The organism is Chitinibacter sp. S2-10, assembly GCF_046530675.1.
In the GTDB taxonomy this organism is placed as follows: domain Bacteria; phylum Pseudomonadota; class Gammaproteobacteria; order Burkholderiales; family Chitinibacteraceae; genus Chitinibacter.
In genome coordinates this window covers 315,040-338,250 of the sequence record NZ_CP172558.1, presented here as the reverse complement: position 1 = coordinate 338,250, position 23,211 = coordinate 315,040, and the positions used below count along the sequence as shown (strand labels likewise).

18 protein-coding genes are annotated in these 23,211 nt (G+C 54.3%); 12 read left to right on the top strand and 6 right to left on the bottom strand.

Features of this window, described 5'->3' with window-relative positions; translation table 11 throughout:
* Positions 1–58: 58 nt before the first annotated feature.
* Positions 59–1,456 (top strand): cell envelope integrity protein CreD, encoded by a 1,398-nt coding sequence (gene creD, locus ACG2XO_RS01570; protein ID WP_410499094.1) that lies wholly within the window; start codon positions 59–61, stop codon positions 1,454–1,456.
* 628 nt (positions 1,457–2,084) lie between these two features.
* Positions 2,085–3,446 carry a diguanylate cyclase domain-containing protein gene (locus ACG2XO_RS01565; protein ID WP_410499093.1) on the top strand — a complete coding sequence of 454 codons (1,362 nt, stop codon included), beginning with the start codon at positions 2,085–2,087 and terminating at the stop codon, positions 3,444–3,446.
* Positions 3,447–3,928: 482 nt separating this feature from the next.
* Here ACG2XO_RS01565 and pepN read toward each other — a convergent pair whose 3' ends face one another.
* Positions 3,929–6,577 carry an aminopeptidase N gene (pepN, locus tag ACG2XO_RS01560; RefSeq protein ID WP_410499092.1) on the bottom strand — a complete coding sequence of 883 codons (2,649 nt, stop codon included), beginning with the start codon at positions 6,575–6,577 and terminating at the stop codon, positions 3,929–3,931.
* A 458-nt stretch (positions 6,578–7,035) separates the two neighbouring features.
* Here pepN and ACG2XO_RS01555 point away from each other — a divergent pair, with 458 nt between their 5' ends.
* Positions 7,036–8,718: a nitrite/sulfite reductase gene (locus ACG2XO_RS01555; protein WP_410499091.1), complete on the top strand. Its 1,683-nt coding sequence runs from the start codon at positions 7,036–7,038 to the stop codon at positions 8,716–8,718.
* Positions 8,711–9,265, top strand: coding sequence for a DUF934 domain-containing protein (locus ACG2XO_RS01550; RefSeq protein WP_410499090.1), 555 nt, complete (start codon positions 8,711–8,713; stop codon positions 9,263–9,265). The genes ACG2XO_RS01555 and ACG2XO_RS01550 overlap by 8 nt, the downstream gene beginning before the upstream one ends.
* A gap of 138 nt (positions 9,266–9,403) precedes the next feature.
* On the opposite strand, the gene ACG2XO_RS01545 is transcribed toward ACG2XO_RS01550, so the two are convergent.
* The 3 genes from ACG2XO_RS01545 to ACG2XO_RS01535 all read right to left on the bottom strand — a co-directional run bounded on the left by ACG2XO_RS01545 (position 9,404) and on the right by ACG2XO_RS01535 (position 13,304).
* Positions 9,404–10,066, bottom strand: coding sequence for a hypothetical protein (locus ACG2XO_RS01545; protein WP_410499089.1), 663 nt, complete (start codon positions 10,064–10,066; stop codon positions 9,404–9,406).
* A gap of 400 nt (positions 10,067–10,466) precedes the next feature.
* On the bottom strand, positions 10,467–11,987 hold the full coding sequence (locus ACG2XO_RS01540; RefSeq protein WP_410499087.1) for a diguanylate cyclase: 1,521 nt from the start codon (positions 11,985–11,987) through the stop codon (positions 10,467–10,469).
* Between the two features lie 150 nt (positions 11,988–12,137).
* A complete protein-coding gene (locus ACG2XO_RS01535) occupies positions 12,138–13,304 on the bottom strand; it encodes a leucine-rich repeat-containing protein kinase family protein (protein ID WP_410499086.1) in 1,167 nt (388 codons plus the stop codon).
* Between the two features lie 243 nt (positions 13,305–13,547).
* Between ACG2XO_RS01535 and ACG2XO_RS01530 the strand changes: the two genes are divergently transcribed.
* Positions 13,548–13,907, top strand: a complete 360-nt coding sequence (locus ACG2XO_RS01530) for a DUF4124 domain-containing protein (protein ID WP_410499085.1) — start codon at positions 13,548–13,550, stop codon at positions 13,905–13,907.
* A 254-nt stretch (positions 13,908–14,161) separates the two neighbouring features.
* Here ACG2XO_RS01530 and clpB read toward each other — a convergent pair whose 3' ends face one another.
* Together clpB and ACG2XO_RS01520 are read right to left on the bottom strand one after the other, a co-directional pair.
* Positions 14,162–16,747: an ATP-dependent chaperone ClpB gene (gene clpB / locus ACG2XO_RS01525; RefSeq protein ID WP_410499084.1), complete on the bottom strand. Its 2,586-nt coding sequence runs from the start codon at positions 16,745–16,747 to the stop codon at positions 14,162–14,164.
* Positions 16,748–16,916: 169 nt separating this feature from the next.
* Positions 16,917–17,561, bottom strand: coding sequence for an OmpA family protein (locus ACG2XO_RS01520; protein WP_410499083.1), 645 nt, complete (start codon positions 17,559–17,561; stop codon positions 16,917–16,919).
* Between ACG2XO_RS01520 and ACG2XO_RS01515 the strand changes: the two genes are divergently transcribed.
* From ACG2XO_RS01515 to ACG2XO_RS01485, 7 genes are all read left to right on the top strand, one after another.
* The gene (locus tag ACG2XO_RS01515) at positions 17,560–17,772 is read left to right on the top strand and encodes a hypothetical protein (protein WP_410499082.1); all 213 of its coding nucleotides are present in this window, start codon (positions 17,560–17,562) and stop codon (positions 17,770–17,772) included. The genes ACG2XO_RS01520 and ACG2XO_RS01515 overlap by 2 nt on opposite strands.
* A 7-nt stretch (positions 17,773–17,779) precedes the next feature.
* Positions 17,780–18,616 (top strand): transglycosylase SLT domain-containing protein, encoded by an 837-nt coding sequence (locus tag ACG2XO_RS01510; RefSeq protein WP_410499081.1) that lies wholly within the window; start codon positions 17,780–17,782, stop codon positions 18,614–18,616.
* Positions 18,617–18,672: 56 nt separating this feature from the next.
* Positions 18,673–19,812, top strand: a complete 1,140-nt coding sequence (gene earP, locus ACG2XO_RS01505) for an elongation factor P maturation arginine rhamnosyltransferase EarP (RefSeq protein WP_410499080.1) — start codon at positions 18,673–18,675, stop codon at positions 19,810–19,812.
* Positions 19,813–19,882: 70 nt separating this feature from the next.
* Positions 19,883–20,446 (top strand): elongation factor P, encoded by a 564-nt coding sequence (locus tag ACG2XO_RS01500; protein WP_410500218.1) that lies wholly within the window; start codon positions 19,883–19,885, stop codon positions 20,444–20,446.
* Between the two features lie 165 nt (positions 20,447–20,611).
* The gene (locus tag ACG2XO_RS01495; protein ID WP_410499079.1) at positions 20,612–21,067 is read left to right on the top strand and encodes a BLUF domain-containing protein; all 456 of its coding nucleotides are present in this window, start codon (positions 20,612–20,614) and stop codon (positions 21,065–21,067) included.
* 75 nt (positions 21,068–21,142) lie between these two features.
* Positions 21,143–22,408 (top strand): 6-phosphofructokinase, encoded by a 1,266-nt coding sequence (locus ACG2XO_RS01490; RefSeq protein ID WP_410499078.1) that lies wholly within the window; start codon positions 21,143–21,145, stop codon positions 22,406–22,408.
* Positions 22,409–22,436: 28 nt separating this feature from the next.
* Positions 22,437–23,120, top strand: a complete 684-nt coding sequence (locus ACG2XO_RS01485; RefSeq protein WP_410499077.1) for a MarC family NAAT transporter — start codon at positions 22,437–22,439, stop codon at positions 23,118–23,120.
* Positions 23,121–23,211 lie beyond the last annotated feature (91 nt).

Sequence of the window (23,211 nt, the reverse complement as noted above, 5' to 3'; positions counted from 1 at the left end):
TCCATTTTGCCACGCCATGATCGCCGCATTGGCCATGGGGCTGTTTCTGGAGATCGTCATGAAAATTGGAATGAAATTGGGGGCTATGCTGGGATTGATGGTATCGATGCTGTTTGTGCTGTCACTGGTTCGGGATCTGGTGAACGAGCGGCAACAGCGCGCTGACGAGGTACGTGCCGAAATTGCGCAATTCAGCGCCGGGGAACAAACGTTGTCCGGTCCGTTTCTGGTTTTGCCTTATACGCGAACCAGCAGCAAGCTGATTGCTGCAACAAAAGACAAGGCCGCTTACTGGGAAGACACGACGGTCGAAGACCGGATCGTACTGACGCCTGATCAATTCGATGCGCGCGGGCAACTGGCTGTCGAAGTGCTCAAACGCGGCCTGTTTGAAGCGCCGATTTACCGCAGCCAGCTGCAATTGAGCGGGCGTTTTGTGATCCTGGCTTTGACGCAATACGAGGCGCGCGCCGCTTCGGATCGCGAACGGATCAGCACACGCTGGCAAGCACCGTATCTAGCGCTTAGCCTGAGCGATGTGCGTGGCATTCAGCATCTGTCGGGTGTGGCGGCAGGCCAGCCTTTGAAATTTGCTCCGGGCAGCGGGCATGCCCGGCTGGGGGCGGGAGTCCATGCGTCGCTGGCTGAACAGAAGCTTCAGGATGTTTTGCTGCACGAAGGCCGACAGCTTGATTTCAGCTTCAAGCTCAATCTGAGCGGCAGCACTCAATTATTGATCGAGCCGGTGGGCGATAGCAGCACGGTGGCCTTGTCGGGCAACTGGCCGCATCCAAGCTTTGCCGGTAATTTTGCGCCGCTGGAGCGCAGCATCGGCAAAGACCGCTTCAGTGCGCGCTGGCAAACCAGCGAACTGGCGACCGGTGGTAGTAAGGCTGCCCAGTGCAATGCCAGCGAAAACTGCAATGCGGCGAGGGTCGGTTTGCGGCTGATCGATCCGGTTGACCGCTATGTGCTCAACGAGCGAACGATGAAATACGCCGAGCTGTTTATGCTATTGATTTTCGGTGCGGTCTTTCTGATGGAGCTCATCCACCGGCTTGCCGTACATCCGGTGCAATACGGTTTGGTCGGCTTGGGACTGGCGATCTTTTTCCTGTTGACGCTGTCGCTGTCCGAGCATCTCGGTTTTAACCGGGCTTACTGGCTGGCCGCGCTGGCTTCGGCCGGTTTGCAGGCTTATTACGTCAGCTTCGTGCTGGCGGGCTGGCGTCGTGGACTGGGTTTTGCCACTGTACTGGTGGGCTTGTACGGTTTGCTGTTCGGCATTTTGCAATCGGAAGACATGGCCTTGCTGATGGGTAGCCTGACGATGTTTGCTCTGCTCGCTCTCGTGATGTATTTCACGCGGAATATTGACTGGACTTTGCTGGGAGGAAAGACACATCCTCAATATCGAAAAGTTGAAGCGAGTCGATCAGTCAACGTGCAACACTGAGGCTTGAATCATCACAGCCTGTTGAGGCGGGCAGTTTTGGCTGCTTAAGCTGCCCTACTCTGGCAGGAGTCAAAAATCATAAAGGCCACCAACTGAAGGTTTGTGGCCTTTTGAAGCTTTGGCTATGCTAGGTCGCTTAGCTCAGTCGCTCATGTGCTTCACAGTCACATACGATGTCTTACTTTTGTACTAGAAGCTGAGTAGGCAGATAATTGGCCGTCGACAGGCTGCCCTCAGTTAATGACTTTCGTTCAAAGCTGGGGCGTTTCTATTATGCCAGTGACCCGACAAGCAACGTCTGGATTGAACGTTTTGACCACGATTTATTCATCGATTTGATTGGCATGCTTACAAGCAGAGAATGGGCTTGGTATGGAGGGGCAGGGTCGTGTCGACAAACGATTCTATCGACTCGTGCATGTGTGCTGGCGCGGCTTGAGATAATATCCAATAAAGGTATCAAGCCATGCCGCTCCGAACGAGCGAAGCGAATTCGGAGGCTTTGCAGCATGCGTCCGATTACGCTGTGCTAATCAGAACTACGGCGCTCAAAGTCGGCACTTTGCTAAACCAAACGTCAACAGACCCTGGGCATTTTGACCTAGTGGCGATTTATTTTTGGACACTCATGAAAATGGAAGTCAAGCATTCTTCGCTGCTCACCAGCATCTTGAACCAGCTGCTGGATGCCGTGTGTGTGGTGAGCGAGCAGGGGCACTTTGTTTATGTGAGTCCCGGTTGCGAGCGGGTGTTTGGCTATACCCCGGCAGAAATGATCGGGCGCGAGATGATTACTCTGGTCGCGCCCGAAGACCGTGAGCGTACTCTGGCGGAAGCGGCCAATGTCATGTCGGGTCGGCCGTGGGTTGGTTTTGAAAACCGCTATGTGCACAAAAACGGTCATCTGGTTGATGTGATGTGGTCGGCGAAATGGTCGGAAACCGAACGGGTGCGCATTGCGGTTGCGCGGGATGTCACCGTCCGCAAGCGCGCCCTGTCCATGCAGGCGGCGGTGTATGCGATTGCCCAGTTGGTGATCGGGGCCGACGATCTGCCTGCGCTGTATCGAGAAATTCACCAGATCATTGGCACTTTGCTGCCGGCCACTGCCTTCACGGTTGCCATTCAGTCCGGCAAAGGCGGTGCACTGGTTTTTCCATATCCGCTTGCAAATCATGACACTGCGGCGATGGGGCTTTCTGCCATATTCGACCAGGTTCTCACGTCCGGCGAACCGCTGCTGCTCAATGAGCCGGAGCAATTGTCCGATGCAGCTGCGCATGCTGATGGCCGCAGGCTGACTAGCTGGCTGGGTGTGCCTTTGAGTGCGGAGCGCGGCACATTTGGCGTGCTGGCCTTGGGCAGCTATGAAGGTGGCGTGAGCTACGATAAACAGGATCTCGAACTATTGCAGTTTGTATCCACTCAGGTTGCTTCTGCCATCGAATACAAAACGATGCAGGAACAACTCAAGCGGATGGCTTTGTACGACGAGCTCACCCAGCTGCCCAACCGCGTGCTGCTGGCCGAGCGAATTGGCAACGCCATCGCCCGCGCGCAGCGCGAACACAGCCCGTTTTCCTTGCTGTTTCTTGATCTGAACGGTTTTAAAGCAATTAACGATTGCTACGGACACGCCGCCGGAGACCGATTGCTGCAAGAGGTGGCTCGGCGGCTGAGCGCCGGTGTGCGCCAGATGGATATGGTTGCGCGCCTGAGTGGCGATGAGTTTGTCGTCCTGCTGGACAACACCAATGCCGTCATGGCTCAGGGCGTGGCCGATAAGTTGGCCGCACAGATCAGTATGCCAGTCGCTATGGAAGGCGATACCAGCTCGATTACCGTGATTGCTAGCGTCGGTGTTGCCAGCTATCCGGATGATGGCCTGAATGAGCTGCAACTGCTGACTTGCGCTGACCTGCGGATGTATGCGGCAAAGCGCCATGGTGCCAAGCGCGCATCGTTGAGCTATTCCGCCAATCAAGAATAATTGACCCGATTATGTCGCGCCGAAAGAGCGAAGCGAATTCGGATGCTTTGCAGCATGCGTCCGATTACGCGGCGCTAATCGAATCTACGGTGCTATCCCGCCGAATTAATTAAGGGTATTTGACTGCAGATCAATTTAATATTGACCTGCAGTCAAATACCCCTGCTAACAAGGTTGTGTTCAGATTATGTGTTGATGGTTTCAAGTGTCTGCGGCACGGCTGTTTACAGTCGCAATCCGCGACGGGGACTTACTTTCTTTGGGATGTTATTTAGCTCCGTCCCCAAAGAAAGTAAGCAAAGAAAGGCAACCCGGCGCAGTCGGCTCCGCCGTACCCTCTCTCGTTGCGAGCCAAACGATAAAGCCATTTGTCTTGCGCCTCACTAGGCCTGCTTGGACGGGGTTTTTTAAGCCCCGGCTCGACGAGCGTGGCACAGCATCAACAAAAAATCTGAACATTACCGCTAACAACCCAGTGACAATCAGCCCGCCAGCGCCTTGCTGACAATCTCAAACGTATCCGACGACAAGCCTTCGTGGTCGCGGATGCGTTCGAGTTCCTGCTTCATCAGTTCGCGGCGCTTGGGTTCGATTTTGCTCCAGCGGTTAAAGCAGCTCGCGAGCCGTGCGGCGATTTGCGGGTTGATTGCGTCGAGCGCGATGATCTGCTCGGCGGCAAAGGCGTAGGCATAGCCGTCGGCGGCGTGGAAATGCTGCGGGTTCTGCAGGCAGAATGCCGCAATCAGCGCGCGTACCTTGTTCGGGTTTTTTAAGGAAAACGCGTGGTGGTTGAGCAGGCTTTGCACGCGCCCGAGCGTGCCCTGGCGGCGGCTGGTCGCTTGCAGCGTAAACCATTTATCCATCACCAGCGCGTCGTCTATCCATTGTCCGGCAAAGTCGGCGAGTTGCGTTTCGGCGCCGTCGCCGCCTGTGCGATTGACCAGCGCCTTGAGCGCGGCCAGCCGGTCGGTCATGTTATCCGCTTTGCGGTACTGGTCGGCGAGCAGGCTACCGACCATGGCTTCGTCGAGTTCGGCCAGGTAATCGAGACAGACATTTTTCAGGCTGCGGCGCGCGACCTGTTCGCCGTTGTAGTGATACGGTGTTCCGTCGTTCAGTTGCTGGTAGGCGGCGAGCAATTCCTGCCGCAGCTCGCGGGCGATTTGCTGTTTGATGCTCTGGCATACGAATGCCAAACGTGTTGGGTCAACGTCGGAGAGCTGTTCGAGCAGGTAATTTTCTTGCGGCAATTGCAGCATCAGTGCGATCAGCGCCGGGTCGAGCGCTTCGCCGGCCGGTTTGGCGATCAGCTTGCGATACGCTGCAATAAAGTTGTCCGGCGCCGCGAGCGGCAGCGCAGCGTCTTGCGCATAGAGCTGTTTGATCAGTTTGCACGCCAAGGTATTGGCCGCTTCCCAGCGGGCAAAGGCATCGCTGTCATGCGCCATCAGGAAAGCCAGATCGTCGTCGCTGTAGTCGTATTCGAGCACGACCGGCGCGGAAAAATCGCGCAGCAAGGACGGCACCGGCAGGCATGGCACGTTGATGAAAGTGAAGGTCTGCTCAGGCTCGCGCAGTTGCAAGACGCGCGTTGTTGCGGTGCTTTCCGGCTCGCCAACCAATTGGAGTGGCAGATCCTGCCCACGGCGGTCGATCAGCCCGATGGCGACCGGAATATGGAACGGCAGCTTTTGAGTTTGCCCCGGCGTCGGTGCGCACGACTGCTTGAGGGTGAGGGTATAGGTCTGCGCGCCAGCGTTGTAGACGCCAGAGGCTGATACCCTGGGGGTTCCTGCCTGGCTGTACCAGCGTTCGAACTGTTCCAGATCGACATTGTTCGCGTCAGCCATCGCCGCGCGAAAATCGTCGCAAGTTACCGCCTGACCGTCGTGACGTTTGAAATACAGATCCATTCCAAGGCGGAAACCTTCACGACCGAGCAGCGTTTCGTACATCCGCACGACTTCGCTGCCTTTTTCATAAATCGTCATCGTGTAGAAATTATTGATTTCCAGATATTCGTCAGGGCGTACCGGATGCGCCTGCGGGCCCGCGTCTTCGGCAAACTGGCTGGTGCGCAATGCGCGGACATTGCTGATGCGCTGTACGGCACGCGAGCCAATGTCGCTGGAAAATTCCTGATCGCGGTAGACCGTCAGCCCTTCCTTGAGCGAGAGCTGGAACCAGTCGCGACACGTCACGCGGTTGCCGGTCCAGTTGTGGAAATATTCGTGTGCGACGACAGCGTCGATGCCGTCAAAATCGACGTCGGTTGCCGTTTCCGGTTTGGCGAGCACGTACTTGGTGTTGAAAATATTCAGCCCCTTGTTTTCCATCGCGCCCATATTAAAGTCGCTGACCGCGACGATCATATACGTGTCGAGGTCATACTCAAGGCCAAAGCGTTCTTCGTCCCACGCCATTGATTTTTGTGCCGCAGCGAGCGCGTGGTGGCAGCGATCCAGATTGCCCGGTTCGACATAAATCTCGATATTGATCGTGCGACCTGACTGCGTATTGTGCGTGCCGGACAGCACGACCAGTTTGCCGGCAACGAGTGCGAACAGATACGCCGGTTTCTTGAACGGATCGACCCATTTGACCCAGTGGCGGTTTTTGTCGAGCGTGCCGGCGCCGACGCGATTGCCATTGGACAGCAGCACCGGATATTTGGCCTTGTCGGCGATGATCGTCGTCGTGAATTTGGCCATCACGTCGGGGCGGTCGAGGTAATAGGTGATTTTGCGGAAGCCCTCGGCTTCGCACTGGGTAAAGAAATTACCGTTGGATTGATACAGCCCCATCAGGCTGGTGTTGCTGGCCGGATCGATCAGCGTGTCGATTTCCAGAATGCCGTCTTCGGGCATGTCGGCAATGGTCAGCGTGTTTTCATCGACCTGATACGCATCCTTTGGCAATGGCGCACCATCGAGTTTGATGCTCTCAAGCCGCAACTCCTCGCCATGCAGTACCAGCGGTGAGCCTGCCGCCACGCCCGCATTGCGGCGCATGATCAGACGTGAAGTGACTTTGGTCTGGGTATCGTCCAGATCGAAAGTCAGATCAACGCGGTCAATCAGATACGATGGGGGAGTATAGTCAAGGCGGTGAATGGCTTGGCGGCTGCTCATGGCGGGCGTTCTTTGGATTGAATCTTGTGAAGCCGCAAGATTAAACCCAGTGCCTATGTAAGACAATCCTGATCTGCATCATGACAAACGAGGATTGCCTGCCAGCGGGAAATAGGCTTGGCCTGCTTGGGGGCTTCAGATAGGGGAAGGTGCCGTGCTTAGGGTTGATTGATTCACTAAAAATCAAAAAAACATCGACCACAGAGACACGGAGGCACGGAGAAAACCAGTAAAACGCCTTTGCATGCAGATCAAACGCGAAAGAGTCTAAAGCTGTGATTTTTCTGCGTCTCTGTGCCTCTGTGGTTCAATCGGTTTTTGAGTAAATCAGCGTCTCCTTAGAACTAAGAGGCAGGTTCATATTCAAAAATAATCGTTCTCCTGCATATGGCGGGGCTGGTATGATTGCCGGCTACCAGCACGTCTTCCGTGATTGAAACAGCGAGATCGAAACAGCAATGTATATTTACGACGATTACGACCAGAAAATCGTGGATCAGCGCGTAGCGCAATACCGCGACCAAACCCGCCGCTATCTGGCTGGCGAGTTGACCGATGATGAATTCCGCCCCCTGCGTCTGCAAAACGGCCTGTACATCCAGCGCCATGCGCCGATGCTGCGCGTTGCGATTCCCTACGGTCATCTGAGCAGCCGCCAGATGCGCAAACTGGCCGAAATCGCGCGTAAATACGATAAAGACTACGCCCACTTCACGACGCGCCAGAATATTCAGTACAACTGGCCGAAACTTGAAGACGTTCCCGAGATTCTGGCTGAACTCGCTTCGGTTCAGATGCACGCGATTCAGACTTCGGGTAACTGCATCCGCAATACCACCAGCGACCAGTTCGCCGGCGTCGCGCACGACGAGCTGATCGACCCGCGCGCATGGTGCGAAATCATCCGTCAGTGGTCGACTTTCCACCCCGAGTTCGCTCACCTGCCGCGTAAATTCAAAATCGCCGTCAATGGCTCGGTCGAAGACCGCGCTGCGATTCTGGTGCACGACATTGGTATCAATGTCGTCAAAAACGAAGCTGGTGTCGTTGGTTTTGAAGTTTACGTCGGCGGTGGTCTGGGTCGTACACCGATGATCGGCAGCCTGATCAAGCCTTTCCTCGAACAAGAACATTTGCTGTCTTATCTCGACGCCGTATTGCGCGTCTACAACCGCTACGGTCGTCGCGACAACAAATACAAGGCGCGGATCAAGATTCTGGTCAAAGCAATGACGCCCGAAGCATTTGCCGCCAAAGTCGAGCAGGAATGGGCGTTCAGCAAGGGCGGCCCGATGACGCTGACGCAAGACGAAATCGCGCGCAATCACCAGTTCTTTACCGAGCCAGCGTACGAGAACTTCGCTGGCGACGATGCCGGATTCACCAGCCAGAAAGCCGAAAACCCGGCCTTCGCACGCTGGGTTGAACTCAATGCTTTCGGTCACAAGAAAGCCGGCTACGCAGCGGTGACGCTGAGCCTGAAAAAACACGGCATTGCGCCGGGCGACGCGACCTCAGCCCAGCTCGACGCCGCAGCCGATCTGGCCGACCGTTTCAGCTTTGGCGAATTGCGCGTCTCGCACGGCCAGAATCTGATCCTCGCCGACGTGAAGCAGTCCGAACTGTTTGCGCTGTGGATTGAGGCCAAACGCATCGGTTTTGCAACGCCGAATATCGGCCTGCTGACCGATGTGATCTGCTGCCCGGGCGGCGATTTCTGCTCGCTGGCGAACGCCAAATCGATCCCGATTGCGCTGGCAATTCAGGAGCGTTTCGACGATCTGGATTACCTGCACGATCTGGGCGAAATCGACATGAATATGTCGGGCTGCATGAACGCCTGCGGCCATCACCATATCGGCAATATCGGGATTCTCGGCGTCGATAAAAACGGTTCCGAGTGGTATCAGGTCTCGATGGGTGGCCGTCAGGGGCGCGATGCGCAGATCGGCAAGGTACTCGGCCCATCGTTCGCGCAGGAAGAAATGCCCGACGTGATCGAGAAAATCATCAATGTCTTTGTTGCCAACCGCGAAGGCGACGAGCGTTTTATCGACGTTTACGATCGCATCGGCTCCGAGCCGTTCAAAGCCAAAGTGTACGAAGGTAAACCCAATCGCAAGGAGAAAGCCGATGTCTGATCAATCAATGTCTCAAGCGGCGACACCTCGTCAAGTAATCGTTAATCGCGACATCGTCGATAACCGCTGGATTCGCGTTGTGGCTGACGAAGAAGGTGGGGTATCTGTTCCTGAGTCAGGCGCAGTGCTGCTTCCATACCAATACTGGCTAGGACTATATGCAACGCAAGCTGGGCGCGATGAACTCGCTGGCCGTGAAGTCGCAGTCTGCTTCGCGCCGGACGACGAGCCGGAAAGTCTGCCAGTTGACGCCAATACCTTTGCGATGATTGCCTGCGATTTCCCGGCCTTCACCGATGGCCGTGGTTTCTCGATTGGCCGCCTGCTGCGCGAGCGCTATGGCTTTAAAGGCGAATTACGCGCCGTTGGCGATGTGTTCAAGGACACGATCAACTATCTGGCGCGTTGTGGCTTTAATGCTTTTGACGTTCGCAGCGACAAAGACATCGTTGAAGCGGCCAAAGGCATTGACGACTTCACCGAGTTTTACCAGTCAAGCGTAGACCAGCCCAACCCGCTATTCCGCCGCCGCGCGGTCGCCGCGTGATCGGTTCAGTTTCATTGAAAAAAGCCCGCGAAAGCGGGCTTTTTTGTGGCTGCTACGGAGCTGGATGCCTGTCGGTTTGGGTGGCGGTATTCGGCCCATAACGGACTCTTGTTCATTGGAAATTAAGTACATATTTTATTATTTATTGAATTCAAATATGACTTGAAATCCTTTTTGAATGCGCTCTTGCGTGTATTTGTGCATTAACCTGCATTCCTCGTCAAGTCGGGATTTGTGTTGAGTAACATCACTTGTATTCTCCATGCCACTTTTAATAAAGTGAAAAAGTTGATTGTTAAGTGTGTAAGAAATGCTGCTAATATTAGCTAGTGCTTTATTTATCTCTAGATGTTTTTTTGTGTATTCATTTGTGAGAAAAACATTCCAAAATTCCAATTCACGATGCGACTTGTTTAGATTTCTGCGGGCTTGATATAATAAATTGCATACACTGTCTAAGTGCTTAATGCGCCCAAGTGATATATCAATATTTTCTACTACTAAACCCGCCGCTGGACATATGTGATTGTATTGGAAAAGCAACTCATCCAACTGCTCTTCTATTTCATCTATTGAAGCTATGTATTTCTTGGCGGCCAAATAGGCATCTTCTTTGTACTTGTTATTTAACCACTGAAAATAAGTATAGAACCCAAAAATAACGCCAAAGAAAGTCACAAGGAATGTACCTACGTCAGTCCATTTGATCCCTGAAAATGCATCCTTATATTCAGTAGCGCCCACATAAAATCCTATCGCCAATGAACATGCAACTATAATTACTAATGCTACGCTCTTCATTTTTATTGGAACCTTGTTTTTCAATTTAATGAATATGACACTTTGTAGCTAATGACCAACATAACTAACACATTACCTGAGAACTCGTAGCTCCGAAAGAGCGAAGCGAATTCGGAGGTATTGCTTCAATCGCATGTTGATTCACACGTGGCCGATCGCACATACCTAGCCATGTATTAACCCATAGATGTTGATATGATTGACTGCTGAGGCAATACCCATCGTAAATGGCTTCGGCTTGCACTGCGTAAATGTCGTTGCTGCGTGATAAATATCTCGTGTGCACGAGGCCAGACTCGGCGGCGCGGCTAGATTGCGGTAATGCGGCGCGATCAGATCAAACAGCAGCGCGTCGCTGCCTTCGGGGTGATCAGCGTTTGGCCGTGCACCGCAGTCAGCTTCATTTTTCCCGCGGTATTTCGTCGTTTTTGTCGGCGTCTGCTCGCAGTGCGATCACGCAATTCCGACCTGCCTCTTTTGCCTGATATAGCGCCGCGTCCGCTTCCTTGAGCGCCGCCTCGATCGCCTGTCCGTTGACCAGCGCCACGCCGATGCTGACCGTGCATTGCAGGGTCTGGCCGCTGGTATAAATCACCAGCTCCTGAATGGCCGCCCGGATCCGTTCGGCCACCAGTGCAGCTTCCGGGAGCGGGGTTTGTGGCAGCGCGACGATAAATTCCTCGCCGCCGAAGCGGGCCGGAAGATCGCATTCGCGCAAAACCGTGCGCAATGTTTCGGCGACCCGGGTCAGCACGGCGTCTCCGGCGTCATGGCCGTAGGTATCATTGACCCGTTTGAAATGATCCAGATCCAGTGCCAGCAAGGTCAGTGGCTGCATATACCGTTTTGACCGGCTGACCGCCGTATTGGCCCAGAAATCGAAACTGCGACGGTTGGCCAGCCCGGTGAGCGGGTCATGCAGCGCATCGTATTCAAGCTGATCGCGCTGCATCTGGAAACGGTGGATGAAATTGACCAACATCCACTGGAGTGTTGCCATAAACAGCAAAACAGCGACGCTGACCGCCACCTGAATATGCCAGCTCGACAGATACTCGTCGGATGCCATTCCGATCACCAGCGACCAGCCGTTATTGATGGGCGCGAAAGCGCCCAGCCTTTCCCGGTTATCCTGCGGGGAAATGTAATGTTTGATCGTGGTTGAGTACGGGCTGTCAGTCAGTTGCCGTGGCAGGAACGGATCTCCCGGTTTCAGCGTCGAGGCCAGTGATGAATAAAGCAGCTTATTGTTTGCTGTGTCGTAAATGACCAGTGCGCCCAGACTGCCAAGCGTGACGCCAGAGCGCCGGGCATTGCTCACCAGGATATTGTCCAGCGTGCGGTTGCTGAAAAAGCCGACAACATAGCCCAGCAGCTGGCCATTGTGTTTGTTGATGATCGCGTGAGAAAACATCATGCCGCCATTGCCGATTTGCTCGTGTCCGGGGCGCTGGATAAAAATGACGCTGGCTGCGTTGCCTTTGGTTTGAAAAAGGCGAAGAAAGGGGGCTTTGGCGAAAGAGCGGCTTTGTATGACCTCCGGATCGAGTAACTGTTCTAGCGGAAACAGGCTGCCTTCGCGGAGCAGTGCGCCCGATGAATCCAGAATAAATACCGCATCGAGCCATTCGGCCTGCAATTCATGCATCAGACTTTCGGTATTCATGGTCTGTGCCAGAAAATGGGATTCACCAATGGCCAGCAGCTGCCTGCGGATCAAATGCCCTAACAACTGAATATTTTTGACGTGCAAAGCCGTCGTGTTTTGAATGATTGTGGCGGTACTTTCTTCGATCTGTTTGCGTTCAATCTGCAAGTAGATCGCCGCACTCGCCGCCTGAAGCAGCAAAAAAACCAGCAGCAGTATGCGTTTGAACGACAGCTGTTTCAGGGCGTGCTCGATTTGGCGTGGCAAAGGCATCATGAAACTCCGCAGCAAGGCGATGGCAGATAAGAATTTCCGGCGTCTACCTATCTTATTACACCAGTTGCAGCAGCAACGAAGCCTTATCTGGCGATTGCCTTCACCGTTGGTTGTGGCGAGCTGAGCGGCATGCAGGTGCTCGCGACCTCAGATTGTGCGTGCTGACAATTCGGCGTGCAAATGCGCCAGCGCGCGCTGCTCGATTTCGAGCAAGGCTTGCCGATGCACCGGGCTGCAAAACGACGCTGCGCCAAAATCACCGAGCAGCGCGCCACCGTCCTGATTGCATAACACATTATGTGCATATACATCACCATGTATCAGTCCACGACTATTGATGTGATTGACTGCTGAGGCAATACCCTCGTAAATGGCTTCGGCTTGTGCTGGCGTAAATGTTGTTGATGCGTGATAAATATCTCGCGTGCACGAGGCCAGACTGGGGGGCTGGGCGAGCGGGGTGTAGTTTGGCGCGATCAGATCGAGTACCAGCGCGTCGCTGCCTTCGGGATGGTTGGCGATTTGGCCGTGCACTGCAATCAGGTTCGGGTGTGCGCCCGCGGCGAGGCTGGCGGCGATTTCGCAGTGCGGGATGCCATCGCTGGTGACGGCCGATTTGAACAGTTTGACCGCGACATGGTTTGCTCCGTGTCTAGCCTGATAAATCTGCCCCGAAGCGCCTTCGCCAAGTTTTACGCCGATTTCCAGCTCGTTCCAGTCTATCTGGTGCATGGCTGCGCGGCGTTCCAGTTCTGCGCAGAAAGGGTTGCCGGCGTAAGCCAGCCAGGCGAGTCGGGGCAAATGCAGCACGACTTCGGGCAGCGCAGCAAAGCGGTTCGCCGCGATGCGGATCAATTCGAGCTGGCTACATCCGGCCAGGCTCGCGGGCAGCGCGGTCAGCCGGTTGCCGGCCAGCATCAGTTTTTGCAGTTGCGCGCAGTGCCCGATTTCATCGGGCAGCGTCGTGATGTGATTGTCGGTCAGCGTCAGCGCGCGCAGGCTCAGCGGTAGCGCTGTTGCCGGAATCGTTTGAATCCGGTTGGCGCGAAAGCCGATCATTTCCAGTTGCTCGCATTGCCCGAGCACAGCGGGTAATTCGGTGAAATCATTATTCGAGCAGAAAATGATTTTCAGTTTTTTCAGGCGCGGCAAATCGTCGGGCAGGGTCGATAGCTGGTTGCCGGACAGATTGAGCACTTCCAGCGTATCGGCCAACTCGAAAATTTCGCGCGGAAATTGGCTCAGATTGCAGCCGAGGTCAAGGCGAGTCATGCCAGCGAGCTGGCCACTTTGCAGTTGTTGCAGCGTATGCATGAATTCAGGCGCGAACAAGGAGCAGGCGATGATACGGGATTTTAAAATGCGCTGATAGCTTGATGGGTATATGGCTGCAGGTGTTTTGTAAATTGCTCTGCAGTTGTATACCTTGCATGGTATATGAGGGTCGCAGTTTGCAATTGATCATCTGACCGTCTGGCAGGCCTGAGCGGCAAAGCCGCTCGCCAAAGCGCAAAGCCTCGGCCACGCTGGAGTGTGGATTGATTGGGGGGCATCATCATGAAATCCCGTCTGTTATTGCTGCTTTTGTCCGCGCTGCTGTTGGCCGAGCCGGCGTCAGCCGAGCTGTTCAAGTGCCGTGACGCGAAAGGTCGCTACGTTTATTCCGACCTGCCTTGCGCCGGGGTCGAAGTGCCGTTGCAGGAGCAGGGCAGCGTCAGCACGGTCAAAATTCCGCCGCGGCAGTTTGTTCCGGCCTATCAGGACAATAGTCCCGGCGGTGCAGTTTCCAGCATGGATGACGCGCCAGCGCCGGCCGGTGGCGGATCGGTCAGCAGCCCATCGCTCGAGAGCGATAATTCGCGTGGCCCATCGAATAAAAACAGCGTGCGGCCCGTGCGAACGATTCCAAAAAATTAGATCAACAAAAAACCCGCCATCTGGCTAATACCGTTCACTTAAGCCGATACGTTGTAAGTTCCCCCTTCGACGAAGGGGGGCTAGGGGGGATTTGGCTCTGCTTGGGCTTCTTTGGCGCTTGAAATATCGTCAAATCCCCCTCAATCCCCCTTTTACAACTCCACTTCGGGGGCTGGCGAGGGGGAGCTAAAGTCAAATTCCTTCAGTGAACAGCATTACCGCCAGCTGGCGGGCTTTTGTTGTCAGAGCCGGAATCAGGCCTTGCCAAACTGCATAACGCCGTCTTTTACGTCAATCCGTATCGTATCTTTGGCGGCAAAATCACCGGCCAGAATCCGTTTGGCCAACACGTTTTCCAGCTCGCTCTGGATCGCGCGTTTGAGCGGCCTTGCGCCATAAACCGGATCAAAGCCCGCTTCGGCAATCAGATCGAGCGCGGCATCGCTGATGTCCATGCCGATTTCCAGCTGCGCCAGCCGGCCAACCAGTTTTTCGAGCTGGATCTTGGCGATATTGCGAATATGCTGCTGCGCCAGCGCGTGGAAGACGACGACTTCATCGATCCGGTTGACAAACTCGGGGCGGAAATGCGTTTTGACTTCGGCCATTACCGCCAGCTTGATCACCTGATAATCCGAATCGGCCAGGCGCTGGATATGATCGCTGCCCAGGTTCGACGTCATTACGACGACGGTATTTCTGAAGTCCACCGTACGGCCTTGGCCATCAGTCAGGCGGCCATCGTCAAGCACTTGCAACAGGATATTGAACACATCCGGATGCGCTTTTTCGACTTCATCAAGCAGAATCACGCTATACGGTTTGCGGCGTACCAGCTCGGTCAAATAACCGCCTTCCTCATAGCCAACGTATCCCGGCGGCGCGCCGATCAGCCGCGCGACCGAGTGTTTTTCCATAAACTCGGACATATCGACGCGGATCATGTGCTCTTCCGAGTCGAACAGATAATTCGCCAGCGTTTTGCACAGCTCGGTTTTACCGACACCCGTTGGCCCTAAAAACAGGAATGAGCCATACGGCCGGTTCGGGTCGCCCAGCCCGGCGCGCGAACGGCGGATCGCGTCTGATACGAGGCGAACGGCTTCGTCTTGACCGACAACGCGCGCGTGCAGCACATCTTCCATATGCAACAGTTTTTCACGCTCACCTTGCAGCATTTTGCTGACCGGAATACCGGTCGCGCGGCTGACGACTTCGGCGATTTCTTCTGCGCCGACCTGCGTGCGAAGCAGTTTGTTCGCACTCGACGCAGCACCACTTTCGGATGACTCGGCCGCTTTCAGCTTGGCTTCCAGCGCCGGAAGTTCGCCGTACTGCAACTCGGATACTTTTTGCCATTCGCCCGCACGTTTGAGGGATTCCATCTGGTTTTTCAGCTTTTCGATTTCCTCACGAATCGCTTGGCTGCCGAGCACGCTGGCTTTTTCGGCTTTCCAGATTTCCTCCAGATCGGAATATTCTTTGTCGAGCTTGGCGATTTCCTCTTCAATCAAACCGAGGCGTTTTTTACTCGCTTCGTCTTTCTCGCGTTTAACCGCTTCGCGTTCGATTTTGAGCTGGATGATGCGGCGGTCGAGCTTATCCATCACTTCCGGTTTGGAGTCGATTTCCATTTTGATCTTGGCCGCCGCTTCGTCGATCAAGTCGATGGCTTTATCGGGCAGAAAGCGGTCGGTAATGTAGCGGTGGCTAAGCTCTGCCGCAGCGACAATCGCCGGGTCGGTAATATCGACGCCGTGGTGGATTTCGTATTTTTCCTGCAGGCCGCGCAGGATCGCAATCGTGTCTTCAACGCTAGGCTCGCCGACCAGCACTTTCTGGAAACGGCGTTCGAGCGCGGCGTCTTTTTCGATGTATTTTCGATATTCGTCGAGTGTCGTCGCGCCGATGCAATGCAGCTCGCCGCGTGCCAACGCAGGTTTGAGCATATTACCGGCGTCCATCGCGCCTTCGGCCTTGCCCGCGCCAACCAGCGTGTGCAGCTCGTCGATAAAGACGATGTTATTGCCTTCGTCTTTCGCGAGTTCATTCAGAACGGCTTTCAGGCGCTCTTCAAACTCCCCCCGGTATTTCGCGCCAGCCAGCAGCGCAGCTAGGTCCAGAGACAATACCCGCTTATGCTTGAGTGATTCTGGCACTTCGCCATTGATAATGCGCTGCGCGAGGCCTTCGACAATCGCCGTTTTACCGACGCCGGGCTCACCAATCAGCACGGGGTTATTTTTGGTGCGGCGTTGCAAAACCTGAATCGCGCGGCGGATTTCGTCGTCGCGGCCAATCACCGGATCGAGCTTGCCAGCGCGAGCGCGTTCGGTCAGGTCGAGACAGTATTTGCTCAGTGCTTCGCGCTGTTGCTCGGCGTCAGCACTGCTGACGTTTTCACCGCCGCGAACGGCATCGACCGCAGCAGCGATGGCTTCTTTCTTACCGCCGTTTTCTTTCAGCAGTCGTGAAGTTTCGCCTTTGTCGTCAGCGAGCGCGAGCAGGAACAGGTCGCTGGAAATAAACTGATCATTGCGCTGCATCGCTGCTTTGTCGGTTTGATTGAGCAGGCGGCCTAGATCTTTACCAACGGTAATATCACCGTCGCCGCCCTGGATTTTCGACAGGCGCTGAACGGCGCTTTCGAGTGCCGATTTAAGCGGATGGACGTTGACGCCAGCGCGGGCGAGCAGGGCGGCTGCGCCTGAATCATTGTCGTTCAGCAGCGCGAGCAGCAGGTGTTGTGGCTCGATATAGGCATTGTCATTGGCAAAAGCCATGCTTTGCGCGTCAGCGAGCGCTTGTTGAAACTTGGTCGTGAGTTTGTCGATACGCATTTTGCGACTCCAGGTATTCGGTTGATTAACCCATACATGGATGCCATCCGCATGAAATTCAAGGCTTGGTTTACTGTGGCTTGATTTTGATTAAGTGAATGATTTTTAAATCAATTAAATAAATAAGCCCACCGAAGTGGGCTGCAGTTTTCTGCATTGAACTGGTGAATTATTGCTGTACTGGTTCGGCGACAAAAATCTCGACGCGGCGATTTTGCGCGCGACCTGCTGCGCTGCTATTGCTGGCAACCGGCTCGCGCGAGCCGCGACCTTCGGTCATCATGCGGTTGTACGCGACGCCGCGATTAGCCAGATAACTTTGCACCGCAGCGGCACGGTTGACTGACAGCGGGTTATTGATGGCGTCGCTGCCGGTGCTGTCGGTGTGGCCGATGATGCGAACCAGCGTGACCGGGTTCTGGTTGAGTGTTTGACCGAGCTTGTCGAGCACCGGACGCATATTCGGCTTGATCGCGTATTTGCCGGTATCAAAAGAAAAATCGCTTGGCACGTCGATTTTCAGCTCGTTATTGGCCGTTTTGCTCACTTCAATGCCAGTGCCTTTGGCCGCTGCTTCCATTTCCTTGCGCTGTTTTTCCATATGCGATGACCAGGCGTAACCGGCCACTCCGCCAATGGCGGCACCGATTGCGGCATCACGCGCAGTATGTTTGCCGCCGGTCGTTTTGCTGATGACCGCGCCACCGACCGCGCCGCCAACCGCGCCGATCAAAGCGCCTTGCTGTTCGGGAGTCATATTGGCGCAGCCAGAAATGCTGATGGCCAGTAAAGCCGAAAGAATGCCTTGTTTCATGCCTGATTTGATCCTGTTCATAAGAAAAGCAGCGCAATCAGAACATATTTTGTCTGAATGGTCTGTAACTTTTATTGTTGCAAGGCTCGATGTGCTGGCTATTTTCCGGATTTTGTTGCCGAATTTTCAGCCGTTCAAACCGACCATTGGTCTTGCCAAGCTGCAATTTGATCCATATCGGAATAAGCTGGAAAGATCGGTACGTGCATGACTGGTCAATGATTATGTCTTTGATTTGTCGATATTTATTCTTTGCTCTGATCTGCTTGCTGACTGCGGGAACGCTGGCGCAGGCGGGCGAGAGCGTGTTCGAGCCCCGTGTCGATCTGGAGTCGAGCAACCCCTGGAAAGCGGCGGTGCATTATTGCGAGCAGGCCAGACACGGCAATATCGAGGCGCAATACCGCCTCGGCGTGCTGTATGCCTTTGGCTTGGGTGTACCGGAAAACCGGCAGGCTGCGGCCAGCCTGTTTTCAACGGCTGCCGAACAGGGACATAGGCAGGCGCAGGAAATGCTCGATACGATTTTGCTCAAGCAGCGTCAGCTGCCGCCCTGCGTGCTGTCTGCGGTGCAACCTGAAAAATCGCGCTTTTACTTTGGCGCGGTTCAGTCGCTGACCTTCAGTCGGGAGCAGAAAAAAACCGCGCGGATTATCGAGCAGATCGCCCGCTGGCACGGAGTCGATCCGAATTTTGCGCTGAGCATCGCGATGGTCGAATCGCGCTTGCAAACGTATGCGGTTTCGCCCAAATCGGCGATGGGCGTGATGCAGCTGATACCGGGAACTGCTGCACGTTTTAATGTGCAGGATGTTTTCAATGTCAGCCAGAACGTCAAAGGCGGCGTGCGCTATCTGCGCCTGCTGCTGGATCGTTATCAGGGGCGGATTGATCTGGTTTCGGCTGCGTATAACGCCGGTGAAAAAGCCGTAGACCGTTATCGCGGGATTCCGCCTTATCGTGAAACTCAGCAGTATGTGGTTAAAATCCAGCGCCTCTATCCTGCGGTCATCCATATCCCGGATCGTGAACGTTATGCATTGAACCGTCGCTGAACTTGATCTCGGAAATCGCTGTTAAACTGCGGGCTCTGCGATGAAAGGTGATGCGAATGACGGCGATGAACTGGGCAATTTTCTGCCGGGTGGTCGACAATTTTGGCGATATAGGCGTTTGCTGGCGGCTGGCGCGACAGCTAGGGCGTGAATTCGGGCTCGATGTCACGCTGTGGGTCGACGATCTGGCGAGCTTTGCCAGAATCCGCCCGGAAATCGATGCCACGCTGGAAACTCAGTACCTTGAAGGTGTCACGGTCAGGCATTGGCAGGATGATTTTCCCGCCAACGAGCTCGCTGCCGACGTCGTCATTGAAGCGTTTGCCTGTCATCTGCCCGCTGCCTATCTGGCGCAAATGCAATCGCGCGCAAAGTCCCCGCTCTGGGTCAATCTCGAATATCTCAGCGCCGAAGACTGGGTTGAAGGCTGTCATGGCCTGCCATCTCCGGTTCATGATATGCAGGGCTTGAACAAATATTTCTTTTTCCCCGGTTTTACCGAGCGCACCGGCGGCGTTTTTAGCGAACAGCAGCAACGCGAAATGCAATTGCGCTGGAATAATGCCGATTCGCGCGCTTTTCTGGCGCAGCTTTGTCCCGAACTGACGGACGGCATGACGATTTCGCTGTTTGCCTACGAGCCGCCCGAATTGCAAAGCTGGCTTGCTGCATTGGCCGCTGGTGAGCAGCGCGTTAATCTGCTGGTGCCGGAAGGCAGGGTATTGCTCGCTATGAATCTATCAGAGCGCACTGCATGGCAATGCCGAGGTGGGGTATATCGGCGCGGTGCTTTGAATGTTTATCCCTTGCCGATGCTGACGCAGGACGATTACGACCGGCTGCTGCTCAGTTGCGATTTTAATTTTGTTCGCGGCGAAGATTCTTTCCTGCGCGCGCAATGGGCGGCCAAACCGTTTATTTGGCATATTTATCCGCAGGACGACGACGCGCATCGAGACAAACTCGACGCTTTTTTAAATCGCTATTTGGGCGAGAGCCCAGACAGCTCGCTGGCCGCGTTGGGACAGATGATGCAGGTCTGGAATCACGGCGGCGACGTAGCGACTACCTGGCGTCATTTATTGCATCATCAGCAGCAATTGCAGCTGCACACGCAGCAATGGCGGCAAAAATTGATTTCACTCGGTGATGTCGCGACTAACCTAGTCAGATTTGTCGAATCCAAGGTAAAATAGCGGGATTTTTCTATTTTCAAACATCGATTTTGCACAAAAATCGATAAAACTCAGGTAATACGCAATGGCAATCAAAACCGCACACGAAGTACGCGCTGGTAACGTCATCTTGGTTGATGGCCAACCTCTGGTCGTACAAAAAACCGAATTCTCTAAATCGGGTCGTAACTCTTCAGTCGTTAAAATCAAGTCTAAAGGTCTGTTGTCAGGCTCTGGCTCTGAAGTGGTTTACAAATCAGACGACAAAATGGAAGTGGTTGTTCTCGACCGCCTCGATTGTACTTACAGCTACTTCGCTGACCCGATGTACGTCTTCATGGACGGCGAGTTCAACCAATATGAAGTTGAAGCTGACAACCTCGGCGACACGCTCGGTCTGATCGTTGATGGCATGGAAGACCAATGCCAAGTGACTTTCTACGACGGCAAAGCGATCTCTGTTGAGTTGCCAACCGTAGTCGTGCGTGAAGTTGAATACACCGAACCGGCAGTTCGTGGCGATACTTCAGGCAAAGTGATGAAACCTGCGAAACTGAAAGGCACCAATCTGGAATTGCCAGTAGCAGCCTTCATCGAAATCGGTGACAAAATCGAGATCGACACCCGCACAATGGAATTCAAAAAACGCGCTTAATCGCCGCGTAATTGAAACAAGAAGAAGCCACCCTTGCGGTGGCTTTTTTTTATGTGTCGCAGTATTGCCACCCATCCTGCCGATTTGGCCTTTTATGCCAGTTTCTTGGATAAACAAGGACTTGGATGCAGATTTGCACTACAAAGAAGTGAGAGCAATCTGGAGATGATGATGCTGTTGGCGATTACTTATGTCAGCCATTCGTCGCATTTACTGACCGAGGAAATGCGTTTTCAACTGATGCGAGAATGCGAATTACGCAATGCGCATCAGAACATCACCGGCTTGCTGCTGTATCAGCAAGGGTATTTTCTGCAATATCTCGAAGGCCCGCCCGACACTGTCCGCAAAGTTTTTGCTTCCATCAGCAAGGATCCGCGCAACGAAGAAGTCGAGCTGATGAGCGAGGAAGTCATCCTGAAGCGGCGTTTTCCGAACTGGAGCATGTTTTTCCGCGACTATGACTTTATGCTTCCCCATTTGCAGCAAAGTGCGGGTGAGTTGTTAACGCTGGCCAGAGTGGTTGAAGCGCTCGATGAAATGCCGCAATTGCGACAAACGATGTTCGATTTTCTGCAAAATACCCACGATCAGCAAACGCCGACCGCTGCGTCCTCCTGATTGTGGAAAATCCCTATCGCACTATTTGCTGCAGCGCGCAAAATAAACCCATTCTTGTCGCAATAGGTGTCTGCCATGCCTATGAATGCCCTTTATGCCCAGTCAGGTGGTGCAACGCCGGTGATCAATGCTTCGGTTGCCGGTTTGTTGCTGACGGCACGACAATATCCTGCTCATTTCGAACGGTTTTTCGCCGCGCAAAACGGGATTCTCGGCGTACTCGGCGAAGCGCTGATCGATACGTCGGTGCTGAGCGTGCGCGAGTTGAACCAGTTGAAATCAACGCCGGGCGGCGCTTTTGGTTCTTGTCGTCATAAGCTGAAAAATCCGGATCAGGTGCAGCGGCTACTGACGGTTTTACAGGCGTGGAATATCGGCTATTTTTTTTACCACGGTGGCAAAGATGCCGCGCAAACCTGTATGCAGCTGAGCGAGCTGGCGCGTGCGGCCAATTATCCTTTGCAACTGATTCACATCCCGAAAACGATCAATAACGATCTGCCGCTGACCGATTGTTCGCCCGGTTTTGCTTCGGTTGCCAAATATGTCGCCACTTCGGTGCGCGAAGTGGGGCTGGATCTGGCATCGATGGCCAATGGTCTGACAAAAGATAGTTCGAGCAAGGTATTCGTGCTGGAAGTGATGGGGCGACACGTCGGCTGGATCGCTGCAGCAAGTGCTTTGGCCTGTCGCGGCGCCGGTGAGCCGCCGCATCTGCTCTTATTGCCCGAAGTGCCTTTTGATTCGGCGCGGTTTATTGCGGCAGTGCAAGATACGGTGGATAGGTATGGTTACGCAGTGATTGTTGTTGCTGAAGGTGTAAGAGATACCCTGGGGGATTTGTTGAGTGAAACTGCCGAGCGCGATGCTTTTGGTCATGTTCAGCTCGGCGGTGTCGCGCCCTTGCTGGTCGAGCAAATCAGAGCCGCGACGGGTTTCAAATGTCACTGGGCGGTAGCCGATTATTTGCAGCGCGCTGCGCGGCATCTGGTTTCGGCGACTGATCTGGCGCATGCGGTCGCGGTGGGCGAGGCTGCGGTGCAGTTTGCCGTCGCCGGGCAGTCCGAAATCATGCTGACGATAGAGCGCCTCAGCGATATTCCGTACACCTGGGAAGTCGGCGCAGTGCCACTGGCTAATGTCGCCAATATCGAAAAACCACTGCCGGCCGAGTTTATCGATGCGGGGGGCTTTGGTATTACCGCTGATGCGATCCGCTATTTGCAGCCGCTCATTATCGGCGAAGCCGCTCCGCCTTTTGTCGATGGTCTGCCTGATTACGGCGCATGGCAATGGCGGCTGGAAACGCCAAAATTACCCCCGTATATTCATGTAAACTAATTAAATAGAGAGCTACAGACGTATACCCATGCAGAATATATTTTTCGAAATTTTCATGACGGTGCTGGCCACCATTTCTGCATTGCTGCCGATTGCCAATCCCCTGATGACCGTTGTCATTTTGCCGGGAATGGCGGCGCATTTGAGCGAGTCCGAACGTAACGCCCAGGTCAAGCGCGCTTGTATCTATATGGCGGGGATTCTGGTGACTTTTCTGCTCGCTGGTGCGTTGATTATGGATTTTTTCAATATTTCAATACCGGGCTTGCGGATTTCCGGCGGGCTGATTATCAGCTATTTCGGTTTTGATATGCTGTTTGCCGAGCCGGGGGCCAATCATGCCAGCGACGAGCCGCATCAGCCGGAGAAACCTAAGCGTGATATTTCCTTTACGCCGCTGGCCATGCCTTCGCTGTCGGGCCCCGGCTCGATTGCGGTGGTGATTTCGATGTCAACCGGTGTGCATAGCCAGACGGCTTTGCCGGTCTGGCTGGGTTATGTCAGCGTCATCATCGGCATTGCGCTGGTCGCCTATATTGCCTGGCTGACGCTGCGCGCATCGACCCGTTTATACCGTTTTCTCGGTGATGACGGCATCAATGCCATTTCACGGATCATGGGCTTTTTGCTGATTTGTATCGGCATCCAGTTTGTCATCAATGGCATCGGCAATCTGCTGCATGACCCGGCTTTCTGGCCAATGGCTCAGTAGGATCTGTTGACGTTTGGTTTTCGCCCCAACTTTTGCTGCAATTGCGAGTTGTGCCCTGTTTGTATTTGCAGCTATGGCACAATCGCATGGT